The 20,802-nt window shown below is 44.9% G+C and carries 17 protein-coding genes; 10 read left to right on the top strand and 7 right to left on the bottom strand.

The features are described 5' to 3' along the window. The first annotated feature begins 9 nt into the window (after positions 1-9). The 5 genes from tmk (at position 10) to AB4209_RS01960 (ending at position 4,881) form a co-directional block, all read left to right on the top strand. Positions 10-642 carry a dTMP kinase gene (gene tmk, locus AB4209_RS01980; protein ID WP_017062148.1) on the top strand — a complete coding sequence of 211 codons (633 nt, stop codon included), beginning with the start codon at positions 10-12 and terminating at the stop codon, positions 640-642. Positions 643-648: 6 nt separating this feature from the next. Next, on the top strand, positions 649-1,614 hold the full coding sequence (locus tag AB4209_RS01975) for a DNA polymerase III subunit delta' (RefSeq protein ID WP_017062147.1): 966 nt from the start codon (positions 649-651) through the stop codon (positions 1,612-1,614). Then, the gene (locus AB4209_RS01970; RefSeq protein WP_017063483.1) at positions 1,605-2,372 is read left to right on the top strand and encodes a TatD family hydrolase; all 768 of its coding nucleotides are present in this window, start codon (positions 1,605-1,607) and stop codon (positions 2,370-2,372) included. The genes AB4209_RS01975 and AB4209_RS01970 overlap by 10 nt, the downstream gene beginning before the upstream one ends. 445 nt (positions 2,373-2,817) lie before the next feature. Continuing rightward, complete coding sequence (ptsG, locus tag AB4209_RS01965; protein WP_017062145.1) at positions 2,818-4,248, top strand: PTS glucose transporter subunit IIBC; 1,431 nt, start codon at positions 2,818-2,820, stop codon at positions 4,246-4,248. Positions 4,249-4,476: 228 nt separating this feature from the next. Continuing rightward, positions 4,477-4,881, top strand: coding sequence for a hypothetical protein (locus AB4209_RS01960; protein WP_017070535.1), 405 nt, complete (start codon positions 4,477-4,479; stop codon positions 4,879-4,881). A gap of 92 nt (positions 4,882-4,973) precedes the next feature. Here the strand turns inward: AB4209_RS01960 and AB4209_RS01955 are convergent, their stop codons facing one another. Continuing rightward, a complete protein-coding gene (locus AB4209_RS01955; protein ID WP_372054646.1) occupies positions 4,974-5,567 on the bottom strand; it encodes a porin family protein in 594 nt (197 codons plus the stop codon). 145 nt (positions 5,568-5,712) lie between these two features. Between AB4209_RS01955 and AB4209_RS01950 the strand changes: the two genes are divergently transcribed. Beyond that, complete coding sequence (locus tag AB4209_RS01950; RefSeq protein WP_100214626.1) at positions 5,713-5,802, top strand: YnhF family membrane protein; 90 nt, start codon at positions 5,713-5,715, stop codon at positions 5,800-5,802. A 41-nt stretch (positions 5,803-5,843) separates the two neighbouring features. Continuing rightward, entirely contained in the window at positions 5,844-7,058 is a 1,215-nt protein-coding gene (locus tag AB4209_RS01945; RefSeq protein WP_017063485.1) for a patatin family protein, read from the top strand. Between the two features lie 159 nt (positions 7,059-7,217). Here AB4209_RS01945 and pyk read toward each other — a convergent pair whose 3' ends face one another. Continuing rightward, a complete protein-coding gene (pyk, locus tag AB4209_RS01940) occupies positions 7,218-8,666 on the bottom strand; it encodes a pyruvate kinase (protein WP_017067208.1) in 1,449 nt (482 codons plus the stop codon). A gap of 319 nt (positions 8,667-8,985) precedes the next feature. Between pyk and AB4209_RS01935 the strand changes: the two genes are divergently transcribed. Both AB4209_RS01935 and AB4209_RS01930 read left to right on the top strand, forming a co-directional pair. Continuing rightward, on the top strand, positions 8,986-10,203 hold the full coding sequence (locus tag AB4209_RS01935; RefSeq protein WP_017062140.1) for an ROK family protein: 1,218 nt from the start codon (positions 8,986-8,988) through the stop codon (positions 10,201-10,203). Positions 10,204-10,371: 168 nt separating this feature from the next. Continuing rightward, complete coding sequence (locus AB4209_RS01930; RefSeq protein ID WP_102398089.1) at positions 10,372-11,313, top strand: chemotaxis protein CheV; 942 nt, start codon at positions 10,372-10,374, stop codon at positions 11,311-11,313. 333 nt (positions 11,314-11,646) lie between these two features. Here the strand turns inward: AB4209_RS01930 and AB4209_RS01925 are convergent, their stop codons facing one another. From AB4209_RS01925 to AB4209_RS01910, 4 genes are all read right to left on the bottom strand, one after another. Beyond that, positions 11,647-14,739 carry an error-prone DNA polymerase gene (locus AB4209_RS01925; protein WP_372054644.1) on the bottom strand — a complete coding sequence of 1,031 codons (3,093 nt, stop codon included), beginning with the start codon at positions 14,737-14,739 and terminating at the stop codon, positions 11,647-11,649. A gap of 73 nt (positions 14,740-14,812) precedes the next feature. Next, positions 14,813-16,282, bottom strand: a complete 1,470-nt coding sequence (locus AB4209_RS01920) for a DNA polymerase Y family protein (RefSeq protein ID WP_372054642.1) — start codon at positions 16,280-16,282, stop codon at positions 14,813-14,815. Positions 16,283-16,285: 3 nt separating this feature from the next. Further along, a complete protein-coding gene (gene imuA, locus AB4209_RS01915; protein ID WP_371724741.1) occupies positions 16,286-16,993 on the bottom strand; it encodes a translesion DNA synthesis-associated protein ImuA in 708 nt (235 codons plus the stop codon). A 155-nt stretch (positions 16,994-17,148) separates the two neighbouring features. Continuing rightward, entirely contained in the window at positions 17,149-17,889 is a 741-nt protein-coding gene (locus AB4209_RS01910; RefSeq protein ID WP_017062135.1) for a YciK family oxidoreductase, read from the bottom strand. A gap of 137 nt (positions 17,890-18,026) precedes the next feature. Here AB4209_RS01910 and sohB point away from each other — a divergent pair, with 137 nt between their 5' ends. Next, positions 18,027-19,094 (top strand): protease SohB, encoded by a 1,068-nt coding sequence (gene sohB, locus AB4209_RS01905; RefSeq protein ID WP_372054640.1) that lies wholly within the window; start codon positions 18,027-18,029, stop codon positions 19,092-19,094. Between the two features lie 144 nt (positions 19,095-19,238). Here the strand turns inward: sohB and AB4209_RS01900 are convergent, their stop codons facing one another. After that, the gene (locus AB4209_RS01900; protein WP_017062134.1) at positions 19,239-20,801 is read right to left on the bottom strand and encodes a SpoVR family protein; all 1,563 of its coding nucleotides are present in this window, start codon (positions 20,799-20,801) and stop codon (positions 19,239-19,241) included. Between the last annotated feature and the right edge of the window lies 1 nt (position 20,802).

Here is a 20,802-nt window from a genome sequence, read left to right as displayed (position 1 = left end):
GAAATAATTATGAATCAGTCGAAATTTATCGTGGTTGAAGGCCTTGAAGGCGCTGGCAAAAGCACAGCAATCAATGCCATCGTTGAGACATTAAAAGCATCGGGTGTTGAAGATATTGTTAATACTCGCGAGCCGGGTGGTACTGTCTTAGCTGAAAAGATGCGTTCATTGGTTAAAGAAGAGCACGAAGGCGAGAAGCTTCAAGACATGACTGAATTGCTGTTGATGTATGCAGCACGTGTTCAATTAGTCGAGAACGTCATCAAGCCGGCGCTCGCCAATGGTCAATGGGTATTGGGTGATCGTCATGATATGTCTTCACAGGCATACCAAGGTGGTGGTCGCCAGATCGCGCGCACGACTATGGAATCACTGAAAGCAACCACGCTAGGCGGCTTTAAACCCGATCTAACGCTATATTTGGACCTAGACCCTAGAGTAGGGCTAGAGCGTGCTAGAGGCCGTGGTGAGCTTGATAGAATTGAAAAGATGGACATCTCATTTTTCGACCGCACGCGTGAGCGCTATCTAGAAATTGCAGAACAAGATGATTCTGTACTTGTGATTAACGCGCAGCAAGAAATTGAGCAAGTAGCCGCTGATATTAAAGTCGCGCTAACTGCTTGGCTCGACAAACAGTAGGTAGTCATGGCTGAAGTGTATTCTTGGCTCACACCGGTATGGAGTGAGTGGAAAAAAAGTCTCGATGCGGAGCGTTTTCCTAACTCTGTGATTGTTAATGCACCGGAAGGGCTCGGCGTTGATGCTTTGATTAGCCAACTTACCGACGCATTGATGTGCACGAACTATGAAAGCGAGTCGTGCGGGTTTTGCCACAGCTGTGAGTTAATGAAGTCGGGCAGTCATCCTGATTTTCATGTGATCTCACCCGAGAAAGAAGGTAAGTCGATCACGGTTGATCAAGTGCGTGCCAGTAACCGCTGGGCTCAAGAGTCTTCTCAGTTAGGTGGTTTGCGCGTTATTTTGCTTAACCCTGCTGAAGCAATGAACGAATCGGCTTCCAACGCACTATTGAAAACTCTGGAAGAGCCATCAAGCAAGTGCATCTTCATTCTGTCTACTCGTAACAGTAATCGCTTAATGCCGACTATTATTAGCCGTTGTCAGCAATTCAATGTGGTTAGTCCGCAGTTAGAGACAGCATCAGCGTGGTTAGATGGTGAAGTGGGCAAAGCGGTACCGCAGTATATTTTAGCACTCAATGACAACGCGCCTTTAAAAGCAAAAGCGATGTTTGAGCAAGGTGGCGTTGAAGCTTCAACAAAAGCGCTCGATGGCTTTGTGAATGTGATAAAAGGCACTCAACCTGACATGCTAAAGTTCTCTACAGAGCTTAGCAAAGACCCTTTGATTCAACTTGGCTGGCTTTGGCATCTATTGTCAGATGTACAGAAGCTGCATTTTGGTTTGGCGAATCAGGCTTTCACTCCGAGTGCGAAAGCACTGTGTGAGGCGATGTCTTATCAAAGTGCTTATGCAGCATCGAATAAACTGCTGACATTGATTGAGCAGTTAAAGCAACACCCTGGGCTCAATACGGAGCTACTCATAATGAATTGGCTGATAGCCACTTGCGAGGAAACATGTTCGTAGATTCCCACTGTCATTTAGACAAACTGGATTACCAAGATTTACACACCAGCGTAGAAGATGTGGTTAACAAGGCGAAGGCTGCTAATGTAGACCAATTGCTTTCTGTCGGTGTGACACTCGATTCGTTTGAAAATATGCTCGAGATGATCTCGCCGTTTGATAACGTTAAAGCCTCTTGTGGCGTTCACCCTCTCGATGTTGAAAGTGATTTCAGCCTAGAGACAATGCGTGAATACGCGAGCAACCCTAAGGTTGTGGCGATTGGAGAGACAGGTTTAGATTATCACTACCAACCAGAGACGGCGGAGCTGCAACAGCTACGATTTAAGCAGCATGTTGAGTTAGCCGTTGAGCTGAATAAACCTTTGATCATTCACACTCGTAACGCACGTGAAGACACATTAGCTATTTTACGTGATGGCGGAGCTGAGAAGTGTGGCGGTGTGATTCACTGCTTTACCGAAGATCAAGCATTCGCAGAAGCAGCAATGGAACTAGGTTTCTATATCTCAATTTCAGGCATTGTGACCTTTAAGCAGGCTACAGAACTTAAAGAAGTTGTTAAAAACCTACCGCTAAACAGGTTGCTGATCGAGACGGATTCTCCATACTTGGCGCCCATTCCATATCGTGGAAAGCAGAATCAGCCTGCATATGTCGTCGAAGTGGCGGCCTACATTGCGCAATTAAAAGGTGTGTCGATGAAAGAGGTTGCCGAACAAACGACCAAAAATTACCAAAAACTTTTTTTGCGATAAAAATCTAAGTAAACAAATAAAAGGGAGCAAAAGCTCCCTTTTTGTGTTTTTGATCACCAAAAATACGTTTTTTTTTAATGTTTACGAATTATGTTGAACTTGAGAGCGCTAATTATAACATTTGTAATTTTGTTACTAAAAATAACATTCGCTCCTATTTTATTTACCCAGTAAAATAATAGGGCTCTTGAAAAATACTTATATATTTCAATGCATTAAACACTTGTAAAGCATTGCATTTCTAGATTTGACATGTGATCCAAGACGTGTTTTGAAACTAAATTTCGTAAGTGACTAGAAAGTTAGTTCCCCATCAATATATATTTAGCGGCAGAAAATATAATGCAATACATGGTTACATTTTCGCAGGGTGCTAACATATAGGCTACGGGGGTGTGCCGTTAGAACCCAATATAATTATTTTATCTTTATCAGGAGCATAAACATGTTTAAGAACCTTTTTGCTAGCCTGCAGAAAGTTGGTAAGTCTCTGATGCTTCCAGTATCAGTTTTACCAGTTGCGGGTATTTTGCTAGGTGTCGGTGCAGCAGATCTTCCTTTCATTCCAGAAATCGTTTCAAACTTAATGGAACAAGCTGGTGGTTCAGTATTCGGTCAAATGGCACTACTGTTCGCAGTAGGTGTTGCACTTGGCTTTACTAACAACGATGGTGTAGCGGGTCTAGCTGCTATCGTTGGTTATGGCATCATGACTGCTACACTTGGCGTAATGGCTGGTGTAATGGGCGTTGATAAAATCGATACTGGTGTACTAGGTGGTATCCTAGTCGGTGGTGTTGCTGCTTGGGCATTCAACCGTTTCTTCCGTATTCAACTACCAGAGTACCTTGGCTTCTTCGCTGGTAAGCGTGCTGTGCCAATCATCACAGGTTTCTCTGCGATTGGTCTAGCAATCCTACTATCTGTAGTATGGCCACCAGTTGGCGGCGCTATCTCTGCGTTCTCTGATTGGGCTGCTCACCAAAACCCACAAGTGGCGTTTGGTATCTACGGTATCGTTGAGCGTTCTCTAATTCCATTTGGTCTTCACCACGTTTGGAACGTACCTTTCTTCTTTGAAGCTGGTACTTGTGTAAACGCTGCTGGCGAAACTCAAAACGGTGTTCTTACTTGTTACTTAGTTGCTGATGACGCATCTCGTGCAGCGGGCAATGGCTTCGGTCAGCTAGCTGGTGGTTACATGTTCAAGATGTTCGGTCTACCTGCTGCTGCAATCGCGATTGCACACTCAGCTAAGCCTGAAAACCGCGCTAAAGTAATGGGCATCATGGCTTCTGCTGCGTTGACTTCATTCCTAACGGGTATCACTGAACCAATCGAATTCTCTTTCCTATTCGTTGCTCCAGTACTGTACGCAATCCACGCTCTACTAGCTGGTTCTGCATACGTTCTTGCGAACACTCTAGGTTTTGTACACGGTACATCTTTCTCACACGGTCTAATCGACTTCCTAGTTCTATCTGGCAACGCGTCTAAGATGGGCCTAATGGTTGTATGTGGTATTGCTTACGCTGCAATTTACTACATCGTATTCCGCACTGTGATTAAAGCTCTAGACCTTAAAACTCCAGGCCGTGAAGACGAGACTGAAGAAGAGTCAGTTGCGACTGGTTCTGAACTTGCTGGTGAGCTAGTTGCTGCATTCGGTGGCAAAGCGAACATCACTGGTCTTGACGCTTGTATTACTCGTCTACGTGTTGCAGTAGCTGATACAGCTCTTGTTGACCAAGACAAGCTGAAGAAACTAGGCGCTGCAGGTGTTGTAGTAGTAGCGGGTGGCGTACAAGCTATCTTCGGTACTAAGTCTGACAACCTTAAGACAGACATGGATGAGTGGATCCGTAACAACGGTTAATTCTCTGATTCAATAAATTGAAAGGAGGCCGAAAGGCCTCCTTTTTTGTTTTCTGCTCTATGAAAGATCTATTGTGCTTAATCTCCATTAACTCAGATACTTATCATTCAACTCGATCAGTTGATGGTTGCTCTTAAATTTTTCGTGTCTTTTATCTTTTACCTAGCGATGACACCTTTCGTTATTATTCCAGTAAACTACCGCTTTTAAACACAGTCTGAGAATATTATGAAACATCGTTACTTGATCGGCCTTATGTGCTGCAGCGGAGCCTCGTTTGCTCACGCTTCTGAAGCTCCAGCTTTGGAAGTTGGACTTGCCATTGACCAAGACCTGAGTGTCGTTGTGGAATTTGATCAGAAATACCGTGCTACGATTGGCAATGACGGCGCTGCCTTTGATTACATTTTGAAGCGTGGTCAGTTCGAGACTGAAGCTCCGTTGAGCTGGTACGTCGGTGCTGGTGCTTGGGCTGAATGGAATGACGACTTTGGCTTACGCTTGCCGTTAGGCGTGAAAGTGAATTTCTACGAAGGTTGGAATGCTTACGCTCAAGTTCACCCTGAACTCGATATGTATAAAGGTGTTGAGTTGCAAGTGGGCGGCGCTTTAGGTGTTACCTATAAGTTCTAACCTGAACTAAAACCGTTTTAATAATGAAAAAACCAGCATTTAGCTGGTTTTTTAGTTTGGGCCGATCTTATATTTTTGCTTCATTGAGCCGCTTAGAAAGTAAAACTCAGTCCGACATTGGCTTGGAATTGGTTCATCCAGTCGGTATCAAAGCGAATGATGCACTCTTGCCCGTTATTTGGGATATTACAAACACCGGAGGTATCGTTGTCGACAACCGTGCCTAACCAACGTACTTGTGTGTTCAACGCTAGTCGGTCACTAAATTTGTACTCTAAGCCACCAAAGATAGAAGTTGAGAATCCATACTTATCTTTTGCCCAGTCTACATCGACGTAAGAAGCACCCAGGCCTAGCCCTAGATAACCCGACAACACAGGCGAAGCAGGGTAGTAGATGCTGCTTTGAAGGTGCAGGTATTGGATGGAGGAGCTTAGGTTAAGCGTTTCTAATTCCGAGCTCTGATTGGAGTATAAGAAGCCGATGCGTCCTTTTTCAAGTGGCGTTTCAATGGCAAAGGTGTAATTTTCAGAGCCTTTCATGTCATAGGTTTTACCGTCCTGGTCTTCGACACTGCCACCGCCGGTATAACCTACCATAGGTGTAATGATGATCTCCGGCGAAGCATACGCGCTTGAAACGGAGAGAAGCGTAATCAGTGCCATCATATTTGCTTTGTTATTCATGAGTATATCCTTATCCATACACTTACTAATTGTGATGGTTACATCAATATTGTGCGACTAATTTCGACGATTCTTGAAGATACTTCACACACCTGATAGTACTTAAATAGAGACTCGACAAATTAATAATAAACCAGAGGTGTCTATGGACCATAATCTGAAAAATGCCCTACAAATTACCGTGTTTATCTACATGATCATTCTTTCATTTGGCTTTATTGCGATTGGTAGTTAATACCATCTATTGCGAGGCTGAGTTTTGATACTCAGGGAATAATGAATAGTGGGATTATAACCAATATTGATACAGCAATAGACTTGGATTATTACGCTAAGTTTATTGCTGGAAAAACAGCACTGGTCGCTCAAGGTGGCGGACAGAGAAGTATTTTTACTTCTGGAGTGCTGGATGCCTTTCTTCTCTCAAATTTTGACCCCTTCGACGAATTTTTTGGTACCTCAGCAGGTGCTCTCAACTTATGTGCTTATCTGTGCCGTGATAAAGGCCTTGGACGTTCTTTTGTTCTCGACCTCACAACCTCACCAGAGTTCTTCAATCTCTTTTCCTATATACGACACAGAAAGAACCTAGGATTAGAATGGGCGCTAGAACAAATCATGGCTTACCCATATAAGCTCGATCTGGATTTAGGGCGACAAACGCTAGGCGATCGCCACTTCTATGCGGCTGTAACGGATTCCAAAGACTTACGAGACCACTACTTCCCATTATTGGGCGAAGATTGGTACAAGGTGATGATTGCGACCTGTGCTATTCCTCGCTTGTACAATGACGAAGTCTTTATTGGTGACAGTGCTTATGTGGACGGTGGTGTATCGGCGTGTATCCCAGTTCAGGAAGCGTGGCGAAGACAAGCTCGTTCTATTGTGGTGATTCGTACTGAGCCAGTGGTGGAGGAAGGTAATACCCATTTGGTTGAAGCACCAGTTAAGGGATCTTCAGTCAAAGCGCCTAAACCTATATCTGCAGAAGAACTGGAGTGGTTCCGCGAATCTTTCGACAGTGTTCAAGGCCATTGGCAACAGAAAGTGGAACAGTGGAAAACCGACTGGACCTCTTTCTTCCAACAACAAATTATGCGCTCAAAAGAGCAGAAGCGTGACCGTGGGCATTTAGACCTGCTGAACGGTGGTCGCTGGCTATTTGGTGCAGATGATATTTATCGCTTAAGTCATTTAATCGGAGATAAGTTTGATTCAGGGTTGGCTGACATGCTGATGGTGCATTATCAGACCTACTCATTGACTCAGGATTTTTTGAATTCGCCACCAGACGACGCGTTTGTGGTTCAGATAGCACCTAGTCAAACGCTTAAATCGAGCTCATTAATGAGTCATAAAGATGATTTACTGCATGATTACGAATTGGGTTTAGAAGCCGGTTACCGATTTGTGGAGACCTATACCTCAACGGAAAACGCTCGCAACTCGCATATGCCACAGTTAGCCACCATTGCTGCGGGTAACTAATTCCCGAAGTTGATGAGCTAGCATGCTGTGAGCTCGTTATGCTGTTTAAGCAGATTTTAGTGAGTCGTGTTCTGAAATGAAAAAGGGTTATTGAACTTGGTTCGATAACCCTTTTAAGTTTTTGAGATTAGGCGAATCGTTTCGCCTTAAGGTCAAATATTAGGTGACAGGCAAGATTCTCATACAGTTGGTTGACCCTGCTACATCCATAATGTCGCCTTGAGTGACGATCACTAGGTCACCAAACTTAAGGTGTCCTTTCTCTTTCAAGCAAGTGAGTGTAGATAGTGCAATGTCAAAGCTGTCTTCGGCTTCTGTCTCGAAGTAGATTGGTGTCACACCTCGGTATAAGGTACAGCGATTAAGCGTTCCTTCGTTACGAGACAGCGCGTAGATCGGCATGTCGGCACTCAGGCGAGACATCATCAGTGCGGTGCGGCCTGACTCGGTGAGAGTGACAACGCCTTTAATGCCTTCCATATGGTTTGCAGAGTAGATGGTCGCCATCGAAACGGTTTCTTCGGCAGTAACAAAGGTGCGGTCAATACGGTAATTGGATTGGTTATTAATGCCTGCCATTTTTTCCGCACCAATACAGACTTCAGCCATCGATTTTACGGTCTCGACTGGGTAGTCACCAGCTGCAGTTTCACCAGACAACATCACAGCATCGGTGCCATCGAGTACGGCGTTGGCAACATCCATAACTTCGGCACGGGTTGGCATTGGCGCAGAAATCATTGATTCCATCATCTGAGTTGCGGTGATGACAGTTCGGTTAAGCGCTCTGGCACGGCGTATAAGCTGTTTTTGTACTCCGACTAACTCAGGGTCGCCAATTTCCACTCCGAGGTCACCACGAGCCACCATGACCACATCTGAGGCCATTATGATGTCATCCATGTTCTCAACTGTAGCTACTGTCTCTGCTCGCTCCACTTTTGCGACGAGGTGAGCTTCTAAGCCGGCTTCTCGTGCAAGCTGACGAGCATAGTGCATGTCTTCACCATTACGAGGGAAAGACACCGCTAGGTAATCCACTTTGATTTGTGCGGCGGTGACGATGTCGCGCTTGTCTTTTTCTGTTAGCGCTTCTGCGGAAAGGCCACCCCCTTTTTTGTTGATGCCTTTGTTATTTGAGAGTGGGCCGCCAATGATGACTTCGGTATGAACGCGACAGCCTTCCACTTTGGTTACTTTGAGTTGAACACGACCATCGTCAAGCAACAGTATATCGCCGGCGGATACGTCGTTAGGCAGTTCTTTGTAATCAAGGCCAACGGCTTTTTGATTGCCTTCACCTAAACCTAGGCTGCTGTCGAGAGTAAATAGGTCACCTACGGCAAGTTGAATTTTGCCATCTTTGAATGTCGACACACGAATCTTGGGACCTTGTAAGTCTCCGAGAATGGCGATTTGAGTACCGTGTCTTTTTGCTATTGCTCTGACTTTTTCTGCGCGTTGTATATGGTCGTCGCTGGTGCCGTGAGAGAAGTTCATACGGACTATATTGGCACCGGCTTTGATGATCTCTTCAAGCACGTTACCTTTATCAGTAGAAGGGCCTAGCGTTGTGACGATTTTCGTTTTTCTTAATTCGGCTGTCATGAATACTCCTAGAGTGAGGCCAAGTAATCTTTTAAAAGACTGAATTAAGTATATGCATTAATTGATAATTTATTGGGAGCTAGGAGGATATTTCTTGATTTGCCTTTAATTATTGAATTCAGGGCTCAAACGCGATGTTTTATTCTGAAAATTAAGTCGCAAATTATCGATGTGGGTGTTAATTTTCCTCGAACTATTTGACTCGATACACAAAGATTTATGTATATACGTGATACTGGTCACGGCGATATACCAAGTGACTTCACAATTACTTCGCAAAGTAAAAAAATTACCTCGTTGATGATTTCTGGAGCGTAAAATGTACATGGCTCAACCGGGCCATATTGATCATATCAAACAGGTCAATGCTGGTCGTGTATATAAACTAATTGACCTTAAAGGTCCTATTTCTCGTATCGATCTGTCCAAGCAAAGTGAGTTGGCTCCGGCGAGTATTACTAAAATTACCCGTGAACTCATTGAAGCTCACCTTATTCACGAAACGACGGTTCAAGAAGCCACGACTCGTGGGCGTCCTGCTGTCGGTCTGCAAACCAATAACGAAGGTTGGCAATTTTTGTCGATGCGTCTTGGTCGCGGATACTTGACGATCGCGCTCCATGAATTGGGCGGCGACGTGCTTATCGATACCAAGATTGATATCCATGAACGTGATCAAGACGATGTGCTTGCGCGTCTTCTCCATGAAATCGATGAGTTCTTCCAAACCTATGCCGAGCAACTCGACAGGGTGACGAGTATCGCTATCACACTGCCAGGTCTGGTGAATTCAGAGCAAGGTATTGTGTTGCAGATGCCGCACTATAACGTTGAAAACTTAGCGTTGGGGCCGGAGATCTACAAAGAAACCGGTTTGCCAGTTTTTATTGCCAATGATACCCGAGCGTGGGCATTAGCAGAAAAGCTGTTTGGTAACTCACAAGACAACGACAACTCTGTTCTTATCTCGATTCACCACGGTTTAGGTGCCGGGATCATTCTTGATGGTCGCGTTCTGCAAGGACGTCACGGTAACATCGGTGAGTTGGGGCATATCCAGATCGACAAGGAAGGCAAGCTTTGCCACTGTGGTAATCGAGGCTGTTTAGAAACGGTGGCGAGTTCTCAGGCAATCCGTGAGCAAGTCAAAGAGCGATTGGTAAATGGTGAAGAATCAACGCTAACGGTGTTTGAAGACGTCACTATTGAACAGATCTGTGCTGCCGCTGCTAATGGGGATCCGCTGGCTGTCGAAGTGATTGAACAGTTAGGCCGTTATCTAGGTTCTGCGATTGCGATTGTGATTAACCTGTTCAACCCAGAGAAAATCTTGGTGGGTGGTGTTATCAATCAGGCGAAGAGCGTGTTATACCCGGCGATTCAAAAGTGTATCGAAGAGCAGAGTCTATCGGTTTACCATAAAGACTTAGAGCTGGTGGAATCTCGTTTTTATAAGCAGGCAACCATGCCAGGTGCTGCGCTCATCAAGCAGGCCTTATACGATGGCCAACTGTTAATGAAAGTTATTGAAGGTTAACCCCTTTTTCTCGTCTTGTAGCCTTACCTTGAACCTTTCCATGTACTTAAGCTTTGTATAACATCATTTGTTGTACTTAGTTTAAGCATTCTGTGCATTGGCGCTTTGCTTTAACCTATTGAAGTAGGCTATTGTAGCCACAGTTATTATTTGTCACTAAGGTGTTGTATGTCTGGCGTTTTAAATTCGGTTGATCAGAGAACCAAACTGGTCGGTGAAAACCGTCTGGAACTCTTGTTATTCAGCTTAAATAGTCGTCAACTATTTGCGATTAACGTATTTAAAGTGAAAGAAGTCCTCAAAGTGCCAGTACTCACTCGCTTACCGGGCTCTCATCATCATATTACGGGTGTTGCGTCTTTACGTGGTGAATCGGTGCCTGTTATCGATTTACGCAGTGCCATTGGCTTTCCGCCATCTCGTGCGGAGTCTCAAGAGAGCAACCTGATTATTACGGAATACAACCGAACCGTACAAGGTTTCTTGGTTGGGCAAGTTCGTAATATCGTGAACACGACATGGACAGAAATCCAGCCGCCGCCAAAGACAACAGGCCGTGCAAACTACCTAACCGCTATTACGCATATTCAAGAAGAAGAGCAGCACAAGATCGTCGAGATCATCGATGTTGAGAAAGTGTTGGCTGAGATCATTGATTACGATGTCTCGATCTCTGAAGGCGTTTTAGATGAACAATTAGCTCAGGAGATGATAGGACGTAACGTGCTTATCGTTGATGACTCTTCAACAGCGCGTAACCAAATTAAAGGCACCTTGTCGCAGTTGGGTTTGAACATTATTGAGTGTTGTGATGGCTTAGAAGCACTGACCTTACTTAAGGGCTGGTGTGATGAAGGCAAAGACATCAATCAAGAAATATTGTTGATGATCACCGATGCTGAAATGCCTGAAATGGACGGTTATAAACTGACACATGAAGTACGTACTGACCTAAGAATGCATGACCTATTCATAACGCTAAACACTTCATTAAGTGGAAGTTTTAATGAAGCTATGGTTGAGAAAGTAGGGTGTAACCGCTTTATTTCTAAGTTCCAGCCAGACCTCTTGGTTGAAGTGACTCAAGAGCGAATGCGTCAGATTTTATAATTAATGCTGCTGTACGGTTTGTTTTGAGTGACCTTATAGAAAACGCTTGCTAATATTCACGCAGCATATTTTTCTTAACGAAATATGCTCAACTACTAGCGTAATTTTTCACACACAATCTAAGGTAGTTCCTCTTAATGATATGGTTAACGTCTAAAGTCGTCATGACTTTGAGCTTATTACTGTATAGGGAATTTAAGAAAAGACGTACGGAAGCTGAAGTTGAGTCATAACTCAACAACTGGAATTGAAGGGAAGCGGATGCTTCCCTTTTTCGTTTTTCTTTCTCTCTTTTCTTTAGCCAATGATCGATTGAGAACAGTTGGTACTTCGCTAATGAAAATCCCGAGATTTGGTTTTCAAGCCAACAATTTCATCGGTAATATCGATAAGTTTTCCCGCGATAACATGCACGACTTCACCTTCTTTTTCTAATATCCCTTGTACTTTTAACGCCTTGGCTGTGAGATAAGCTTGCTGTTGAGCGCGTGCGGTTGCTCCCCATACCACGACATTAATATTGCCAGTGCTATCTTCCAGCGTAACAAAGGTGACACCTGCCGCGGTGCCGGGAGATTGTTTACCTGTGACTAATCCGACAAGGGTGACCATAGATTTGTGTCTTTGCTGTATTAAATCTTTCATGTGTGTGAATCGACCTAATCGTCCTGCTTCTTCGAGCAAAGTGATGGGGTGCTTGTTCAATGAAATTCCGACACTGGTGAAGTCTTCGAGTAGATCTTGCATCTCGTTGGGCTTGTGCAGTACATGTTCGTCATGCCCTGCCTCAGCATCGTCATAGGCTTGGCTAAACAGAGGTAAATCCGACGCCGAGTCCATGATCGCCCAGCGAGTCTGGAAGCGGTCACCAGAAACGTTATGTAGCGCATTGGCTGATGCCAGTAGCTCGATATCTTTCTTATTCATCGATAACTGTTTGACCTGACTAGGGTGGCGATAACCGGATTGTGGGCGATTGGCGAGCACGCTTTGAATTCCATGCTCGCTGAATCCTTTGATTTGTCGCAGCCCTAAGCGAATCGCTAGACCATTCTGATGAGAGACAACCGTGTGGTCGTTTTGAGAAGCGTTCACACATATCGGAAGTATCACCACATTGTGTCGTTGTGCGTCTTGTACCAATTGTGAGGGGCTATAAAAGCCCATGGGTTGGCTATTCAACAGAGAAGCGTAGAAACATTCAGGGTAGTAGCACTTCAACCAAGCTGAGCAATACGCTAACACCGCAAACGAAGCCGAGTGGCTTTCAGGAAAACCGTACTCGCCAAAGCCGCATATCTGTTTAAAGATCTGCTCAGCAAACTCTGTCTCATAGTCGCGCTTTTGCATTCCCTCGATAAGTTTGTTTTTAAACTTAAAGACGTTGCCATTTTTCTTCCAAGCGGCCATTGCCCGTCTGAGTTGATCTGCTTCTCCGCCTGTGAACCCTGCAGCCACCATAGCGAGTTTAATCACTTGCTCTTGGAAGATAGGTACACCTAAGGTGCGTGACAGTACCGACTCCACATCTTTAGATGGATAACTGATTGGCTCAATGCCATCTCGACGCTTGAGAAATGGATGCACCATATCGCCCTGAATAGGACCTGGACGTACGATAGCGATTTGAATCACCAAGTCGTAATAAGTTTTCGGTTTAAGCCTTGGCAGCATGCTCATTTGCGCGCGAGACTCAATTTGGAATATCCCGACCGTGTCTGCTCGCTGAATCATGCCGTAAACCTGAGGATCGTCCTTAAGGCGAGTGAGCTCAGCAATGGTCAGTGATCGCCCGTGAATACGTTTGATCAGGTCGAAACATTTACGAATCGCAGAGAGCATACCCAACGCGAGCACATCAACTTTCAGCAGCCCCAAGGTTTCAAGATCATCTTTATCCCATTGAATAATGGTGCGATCGTGCATGGCCGCATTCTCGACAGGAACCAATTCATACAGAGGACCAGAAGAGATCACGAAGCCGCCCACATGCTGAGAAAGATGACGTGGAAAGCCGATGATTTCATTCACTAAGTGGATAAACTGCTGACCTTTTAAGGAGTCCGGTTGTAGCCCCAATTGAGTGAGCTGAGCCTGCCAACCTAAGCTTTTATCTCTGCGGTTGGTGTTCTTTATGAAGTAATCAAGCTGGGTTTCTTGCAGCCCTAATGCTTTTCCTACATCCCTTACCGCGCTTTTAAAGCGATAAGAAATGACCGTTGCGGCAAGCGCAGCACGTTCTCTACCGTATTTTTTGTAGATGTATTGGATGACTTCTTCACGGCGTTCGTGTTCAAAATCGACATCAATATCAGGTGGCTCATCACGCTCTTTACTGATGAAGCGTTCGAACAGTACTGAGATCTGCCTTGGGTCGACAGAGGTGATCTCTAGACAGTAACAAACCACGGAATTGGCTGCCGAACCTCGACCTTGGTAAAGAATCCCTTGGCTTTTAGCAAACATCACGATGTCGTGAATGGTGAGAAAAAAGAAAGGGTAGTCAAGCTCGTCAATTAATCCCAATTCTTTATCTATGATTTGTTGGATGTCGTTAGGTACACCTTGTGGGAAGCGAGTCTGTTTTCCTTTTTCGACCAACATGCGCAGATAACTCATGGGTGTCTCCCCTTGAGGAATCAGCTCACTGGGATATTCGTATCGCAAGCTATTTAAATCAAATTCACACAGCTCAGCGATACGGTTGCTCTCTTCTAGCCACTCCGCTTTGAAGATATGAGAGAGCTTATTGATACTCCGTAAACAGCGCTCGGCATTAGCGAGTAAGTGACTGCCCACTTCGGTAATGGGCTTTTGGTACTTTATCGCAGTGAGTGAGTGCTGCAAGGGTAAGCGATTCGCATTGTGCATCAACACACCACCACAAGCTGTAATCGGCAGTTGGTGATGTTGTGACAGCTCAACGCAGTAATCTGTGTATTGCTGGTCGGTTTGCTTTAGGTGTCTTTGTAAGCCAATCCACAACCGACCTGAATGATGCTGGGAGAGCCATTGCCCCCAGTGTGCGTCTTCATTTTTCTGTTGAGGAAGCCAAAGAATAAAGCAGTGCTTAGCTGACATGATGTCCCACTCAGAGAGCTGATAATGTCCCTTGCTGCTACGACGTCTCGCGTTGGTAATTATACGGCACAGCTCGGCGTAGGCTTGTCTGTTTGGGCATATCAAGACCACTTGGCACTCTTCATTTAGCCAAAACATGCTCCCGACAATTTGCTTGAGCGACAGTTTATGTTGCTTGATCGCAGAGTGAACCTTAACGATGCCCGCGACTGAGCACTCATCAGTAACCGCGAGTGCTTTGTAACGCAAGAAATCGGCCTGTAAAACAAGCTCCTCTGCGTGTGAGGCTCCCTTAAGGAAGGAGTAATTGCTTTGGCAAAATAGCTCTGAGTATTGCTGAGACATAACGTAATCTCACTTAACCATTGCGAGTGAACATGATTGAAAAGGGACGCTGAAATTGAATCAGTAGAACAGACTAGCTAAATAAGCCGTGCAAAAACCACTGCTTATCTGGCGTTCTAAAGACCCATAACCACCGACCGTTTTCACTGTGAGCAATAAAGTAGTCACGAATGATCTTCTCTCCGTCCCACCAGCCAGACACAATACGTTCAGGGCCTTGAGACAAGGTGACGCTTTCGGTTAAGGCTTCGGGCTCTGGCAGTAAAATACTGGGCCGGAGTCGTTGTTGATCGACGCTAAGAGCTATGGTTTGTTGCTCGCTCTCTGGGGGCGTTTGCCTTTTTGCCACAGATTTACTCAGTGTTGGGAGCGAATACTGATTGGCCTTTTCTGGCCTTGGGTCGTGCTGTATTTTCGGTGTTTTAATACAGGCCTGCCCAAGCTTTGCTTGCAGTAATGAGAGCAAATCTAACGCGGCAAGTGTTCCGGTATTACCATCAAAAAGATCATGGTAGGCCATTTGGGGTTCTCCATGACGAACCAAGCTGAGGGTCAGCCCTTGAACCGGTGCTGTGAGCTTGAGTGACTCTAAGGTGAGATGAGTAAGGTTCGCCCATTTTTCTGCAAGGTAATCACCTTGTGCCGAATAAAAAGAGACCGGGTGATCGTCTTTATCTCTAAGGTGCAGAGTCAGTGTTAGCTCAAACGCGACTCTGTCACGTAGCTTCAAAAAACACTCGAGTTGATTCAGTAATTTCAGCAACGGCTTTTCGATAAATAGGATGTTTTCAATATCAAACAACAGCTCCAAATATTGCTGGAAATTCTCTGGTGGGTGATAGAAATCAATTGGGTGCTTGAACTGGCTGTTTAGGCGACCGACATAATTGACCAAGTCGATATCAAAGCGGCGTGCGACCTCTTGCAAAGGCAGCTTTAATAGATCTTCAACGATGTTGATACCGACACGGTTCAGGCGTTCAACTTGCTTGGTCGGTAGCTCACTGGAATTCAATGCTTGTTGATTGACCCAAGTTTTCATCTGCTCAATATTGTTTGTTGCTTGGTTGATCGCTTGCTTACCCAAAAGGATCGCAGAAAGCGGCGAATAACCCGTAGCGAAGCTGAACTGGATATTGAGCGTTTCTAAGTGGCTTTTGAGCTCATGCCAGTAGTTATCTAGCCCGTCGTAAAGTGACAGCATGTTAGAGGCTTTAATCAACAAACCATTAGGTGGCAATAACGCCATGTCGGAAGTGACCAAATACGCCCATTGAGCGATCTCTTTGAGCTTACTTTTCTCCAGTTCAATACTGTAAGGGTGGACGTGTAAGTTGTGACACAGCGCCGCCGCAGATCCTAAGCCCGTACCAAGTGAAATTCCCGATTGCAACGCAACTGGGTTTGCTTGCAGTACTCGGTGATCTTTTTCATCCACGATGATAATGGGTTGTTCGCGTGAGTCTTCGCTCGAACCCAATTCATTAGAGTTAAACAAGGTATCCAACTGCAGGGACGGAAAGTGCAGATAAAGCCACAACATACGCTAGCCTTGCTTCGCAATAGGAAAAGCCAGCACAGTGTTACCTGACAAAGCACGATCTAAATTGTCTTCATGAATGACGTTCTCTGTGAGTAACGGCCAGTTGTGTGTCATGTCTAGAATAAAGCCGCCATACGACCAACTGCCTTTTCTTTTTGTTACCTCTACCTTCAATCCTTGGGCGTGAGAAGACAGCTTCATGCTTAAAGAAACGGGTAGGGATAGTTGATTATGGCTGGTGGCTTTAAAGTGAAACTGCAGGCACTTACCGGTTTCGCTTGCTGCTTGTAAGCGCTTGGTTTGGTGTATTTCTAGATCGGCTCCCCATAGCAATACAGAGTGACAAGCACCGCTTTTGAGGCACTGCTCAGCCGCCCACAACGCATCGAGATCGCGTTGAGGCTGGATAACAAGAATATTCTCTAATTCAATGCCTTGGCCGCTAAAAAACTCGGCACAGATCTTCCCTGGCGGATTAATGAATATGGCCAGTTTTTGCGAGTTTTGTTGAGATAAATAGGGCGTAAGGAGGCGAAGCTCGCCGATCCCTTGTTGTGATTCAACTTCAATAACGCCGTGCGTCGGGAAGCCGCCATCAAGCTGTTTATCCAGTTGAGGATAGCCTGTTGAAGTGGTACTTCCTTGCGTTGTTGATTGTAACCCTTTCCAGATTAGCTGGCGGTCTTGTAAGTTTTTTATTAGTTCATGCATAATTAAATACCTGTATATCTATACAGTATATTTAACAATGAAAAAGATGCAAAGAGAAATGATGAAAATTAGCGGCAGTAAGTATTAGATGGTTGATTTAGATACAAAAAAAGTCGCTATGGAAGCGACTTTTTACTGTTGGTTAATGATATCAGTTACTTAGGTTGAGCATCGATACATTGGCCATTAATATCTGTCACGCTTGGGTTCATTAAATGTAGGTACAGTGGGATGATGTCGAGTGGCGTTTTTAGCTTATTCGCATCTTCTCCTGGGTACGCTTTTGCACGCATGCGTGTTTGAGTGCCGCCCGGGTTGATTGCGTTAACACGGATGTTCGTGTCTTCAAGCTCGTCCGCTAAGATTTGCATCATACCTTCGGTAGCAAACTTAGAAATCGCGTAAGTGCCCCAGAATGCACGGCCAGAGTGACCAACGGTAGAAGAGGTGAATACGATACGACCTGCTTCTGCTTTTTTAAGTGCAGGTAGCAGAGCTTGAGTCATCAAGAACTCAGACTTCACATTGATCTGCATAACATCATCAAAGGTTTCTTCATCAATCTGCTCAAACGGGCTCAGAGTGCCAAGAACGCCAGCATTATGAAGTAGGCCGTCTAAACGACCGAACTGTGATTGAATGGTTTCAGCCATATCAACGTAGTTCTGCTTTGTCGCACCTTTTAAATCCAATGGGATAATTGCAGGCTGCGGGTAACCAGCGCTTTCGATTTCATCGTAAATGAATTCTAGGTTTTTAACATTGCGGCCTAACAGAATGACAGTTGCACCATGTTGAGCGAAGCTTAGTGCAGCTTGGCGACCAATGCCAGCACCGGCACCTGTAACCAAAATTACTTTATCTTTGAGGGCATCTGTAGAGATTGGGTAATCCACTGTGCTTATCCTTCTTTCTTTTATTATGTTCGTCATTCCATTGATGTTTAATCACACAGATAACCGCAGGAATGATGAGAAATTCTTGGTAATCGTGACAAGATGGTTACAATACACTAATTCATACAATAGGGGATATGACATTGGAATTTTTGTTGGACTACGGCTTGTTTTTAGCCAAGATTGCGACCGTTGTAATCGCCATCATTGCAATTTTAGTCATTGCTAAATCTGTGGGTGGAAAATCAAGCGCGATTAAAGGTGAGCTGGAAATCACGAACCTATCTGAACACCATAAACAGACGATTGAACAATTAGAGCACCATCTACACGATGATGCTTTCATCAAAGCCCGTGATAAAGCAGAAAAGAAAGCGGAAAAAGAGAAAGTAAAATCACGCGGTAAAGAAGTGAAGAAAGCAGCGAAAGAGGGTGAGCTTGATTGTAAGCGTGAACCACATCTATTCGTTCTTGATTTTAACGGCAGCATTGATGCGAAAGAAGTGGCTTCATTACGTGAAGAGGTAACGGCGGTTCTGGCTGTGGCTCGTGAAGGTGATGAAGTATTGCTGAAACTTGAATCTGGCGGTGGCATGGTTCATGGCTATGGTCTGGCGTCTTCTCAACTTGATCGTATCAAAGCGGCTGGCCTGCCTTTGATTATCTCGGTAGACAAAGTAGCAGCAAGCGGTGGTTACATGATGGCATGTATCGCAGACAAAATCGTATCAGCACCTTTTGCTATCGTTGGTTCTATTGGCGTGATTGCTCAACTACCAAACTTCAATAAACTGCTTAAAAAGCACGACATTGAGTTTGAACAGCTAACTGCGGGTGAGTACAAGCGCACACTGACTATGTTTGGTGAGAACAGCGATAAAGCACGTGAGAAGTTCAAAGAAGAGCTAGAAGAGACACACGGCTTATTCAAAGACTTCATTCGTGACCATCGTCCAGCGCTAGACCTTGATAAGGTTGCAACGGGTGAGCACTGGTTTGGTACACAAGCACATGAACTTGGGCTGGTGGATGAGATCCGTACTTCTGATGACTTAGTTGTTGAAGCATGCAAAGACAAGACGGTTCTAGCGATTCACTATGTACAGAAGAAAAAGCTGTCAGACAAGCTAGCTGGCGTGGCAGGTAAATCTGCAGACAGCGTGCTGATGAAGCTGATTGAACGCGGTCAAAAGCCGATTGTTTAAGCTTATTTAGTTCGAGCCTTAAAAAGAAAGCGCATAAGTCATCAGACTTATGCGCTTTTTTATTGCTCCACTTCCGAGCGGGTGACCACTATGTTGTAGGGGGAGCGGAGTTTTATACCCATAATCTACTTACTATGATGGGTATTAAATCTTGGCTCCATAGTCATTGCGTTTCGGACAAGTCGTCAGGATTTCTCGATGACCCGTGTCTTTGAGCTCTTCCAAAATCACATCAAAGCCCCACAAGCGATAGAGATGCTTCATCACTTCGTCGTAGCCTTTATCAAGCGGGATGCGGTCGTGAGGCACATATTGCAGTGTCATTGAGCGGTCACCACGAACATCGACATTAAACACCTGAATGTTTGGTTCAAGGTTACTTAGGTTGTATTGCGCCGCAAGCTTCTCACGAATCAGGCGATAGCCCGGATCATCATGAATAGCACTCACCTCAATGGTATTTTTACGGTCGTCGTCGAGTACAGAGAACAGCTTAAAGTCTCGAATGATTTTTGGAGAAAGGTATTGGCTGATGAAACTTTCATCTTTGAAGTTGTGCATCGCAAAGTGCACCGCTTCTAACCAATCACTTCCGGCTAACTCAGGGAACCACTCTCTATCTTCATCGGTTGGCTCTTCACAGATGCGTCGGATGTCTCTAAACATCGCAAAGCCAAGCGCATAAGGGTTTATCCCGCTGAAATAAGGACTGTTGTAGGCAGGTTGTGCGACGACACTGGTATGGCTGTGTAGGAATTCTAAGATGAACTTATCACTCACCAAGCCTTCGTCGTAAAGGTGGTTAAGAATGGTGTAATGCCAGAAGGTTGCCCAGCCTTCGTTCATCACTTGAGTTTGTTTTTGAGGGTAGAAGTATTGGCTCACTTTGCGAACGATGCGAACACACTCTCGTTGCCAAGGTTCAAGCAGTGGTGCGTTCTTCTCGATAAAGTAGAGAATGTTTTCTTGAGGCTCGCTAGGAAAGCGGATCTTGGTCTCTTCTTCCTTACTTTTATTTTGAGGAACGGTTCGCCATAGCTCATTCACTTGAGATTGCAGATAAGCTTCGCGTTCTTCTTGTCTTGCTGTCTCTTCTGCAATGGAAATCTTCTCAGGGCGTTTGTATCGGTCTACGCCGTAATTCATCAGTGCGTGACAAGAATCAAGGAGCTGCTCGACTTCAGCAACACCATATTTCTCTTCACAACCACTGATGTACTTCTTAGCAAACAACAAGTAATCGATGATGGAACTGGCATCGGTCCATGTTTGGAACAGGTAGTTGCCTTTAAAGAAAGAGTTGTGGCCATAACAAGCGTGAGCCATTACCAGCGCCTGCATTGTGACCGTGTTCTCTTCCATCAGGTAAGCGATACACGGATCGGAGTTGATTACGATTTCGTATGCCAAGCCCATTTGGCCATGCTTGTAGTTTTGCTCGGTTTGAATGAATTTCTTACCAAAAGACCAGTGGTTGTAATTGATAGGCATACCAATGCTCGAGTAGGCATCCATCATCTGTTCTGAAGTAATCACTTCAATCTGGTTTGGGTAAGTATCTAAACGGTAATGCTGCGCAACACGTTTGATTTCTACGTGGTATTTCTCCAAGAGGTTGAACGTCCAATCTGGACCATCAGGCAGCATCTTGTCGTTTTTCTTTTTTGCAGCTTTGTTTTTCTCTGCAACGTTTGATTTCGCTGTCATG

Source organism: Vibrio sp. 10N.286.48.C11, assembly GCF_041469805.1.
GTDB classification, from domain to species: domain Bacteria; phylum Pseudomonadota; class Gammaproteobacteria; order Enterobacterales; family Vibrionaceae; genus Vibrio; species Vibrio crassostreae_C.
This window is presented reverse-complemented; position numbering and strand designations above follow the sequence as displayed.

Coding starts and splice junctions, on each gene's coding strand:
- ptsG (WP_017062145.1), top strand. CDS start 2,818: ATGTTTAAGAACCTTTTTGCTAGCCTGCAGAAAGTTGGTAAGTCTCTG.
- pyk (WP_017067208.1), bottom strand. CDS start 8,666: ATGACAGCCGAATTAAGAAAAACGAAAATCGTCACAACGCTAGGCCCT.
- AB4209_RS01970 (WP_017063483.1), top strand. CDS start 1,605: ATGTTCGTAGATTCCCACTGTCATTTAGACAAACTGGATTACCAAGAT.
- AB4209_RS01950 (WP_100214626.1), top strand. CDS start 5,713: ATGGACCATAATCTGAAAAATGCCCTACAAATTACCGTGTTTATCTAC.
- AB4209_RS01955 (WP_372054646.1), bottom strand. CDS start 5,567: ATGAATAACAAAGCAAATATGATGGCACTGATTACGCTTCTCTCCGTT.
- AB4209_RS01960 (WP_017070535.1), top strand. CDS start 4,477: ATGAAACATCGTTACTTGATCGGCCTTATGTGCTGCAGCGGAGCCTCG.
- AB4209_RS01900 (WP_017062134.1), bottom strand. CDS start 20,801: ATGACAGCGAAATCAAACGTTGCAGAGAAAAACAAAGCTGCAAAAAAG.
- AB4209_RS01930 (WP_102398089.1), top strand. CDS start 10,372: ATGTCTGGCGTTTTAAATTCGGTTGATCAGAGAACCAAACTGGTCGGT.
- imuA (WP_371724741.1), bottom strand. CDS start 16,993: ATGCATGAACTAATAAAAAACTTACAAGACCGCCAGCTAATCTGGAAA.
- AB4209_RS01920 (WP_372054642.1), bottom strand. CDS start 16,282: ATGTTGTGGCTTTATCTGCACTTTCCGTCCCTGCAGTTGGATACCTTG.
- AB4209_RS01935 (WP_017062140.1), top strand. CDS start 8,986: ATGTACATGGCTCAACCGGGCCATATTGATCATATCAAACAGGTCAAT.
- AB4209_RS01925 (WP_372054644.1), bottom strand. CDS start 14,739: ATGTCTCAGCAATACTCAGAGCTATTTTGCCAAAGCAATTACTCCTTC.
- sohB (WP_372054640.1), top strand. CDS start 18,027: ATGACATTGGAATTTTTGTTGGACTACGGCTTGTTTTTAGCCAAGATT.
- AB4209_RS01945 (WP_017063485.1), top strand. CDS start 5,844: ATGAATAGTGGGATTATAACCAATATTGATACAGCAATAGACTTGGAT.
- AB4209_RS01975 (WP_017062147.1), top strand. CDS start 649: ATGGCTGAAGTGTATTCTTGGCTCACACCGGTATGGAGTGAGTGGAAA.
- tmk (WP_017062148.1), top strand. CDS start 10: ATGAATCAGTCGAAATTTATCGTGGTTGAAGGCCTTGAAGGCGCTGGC.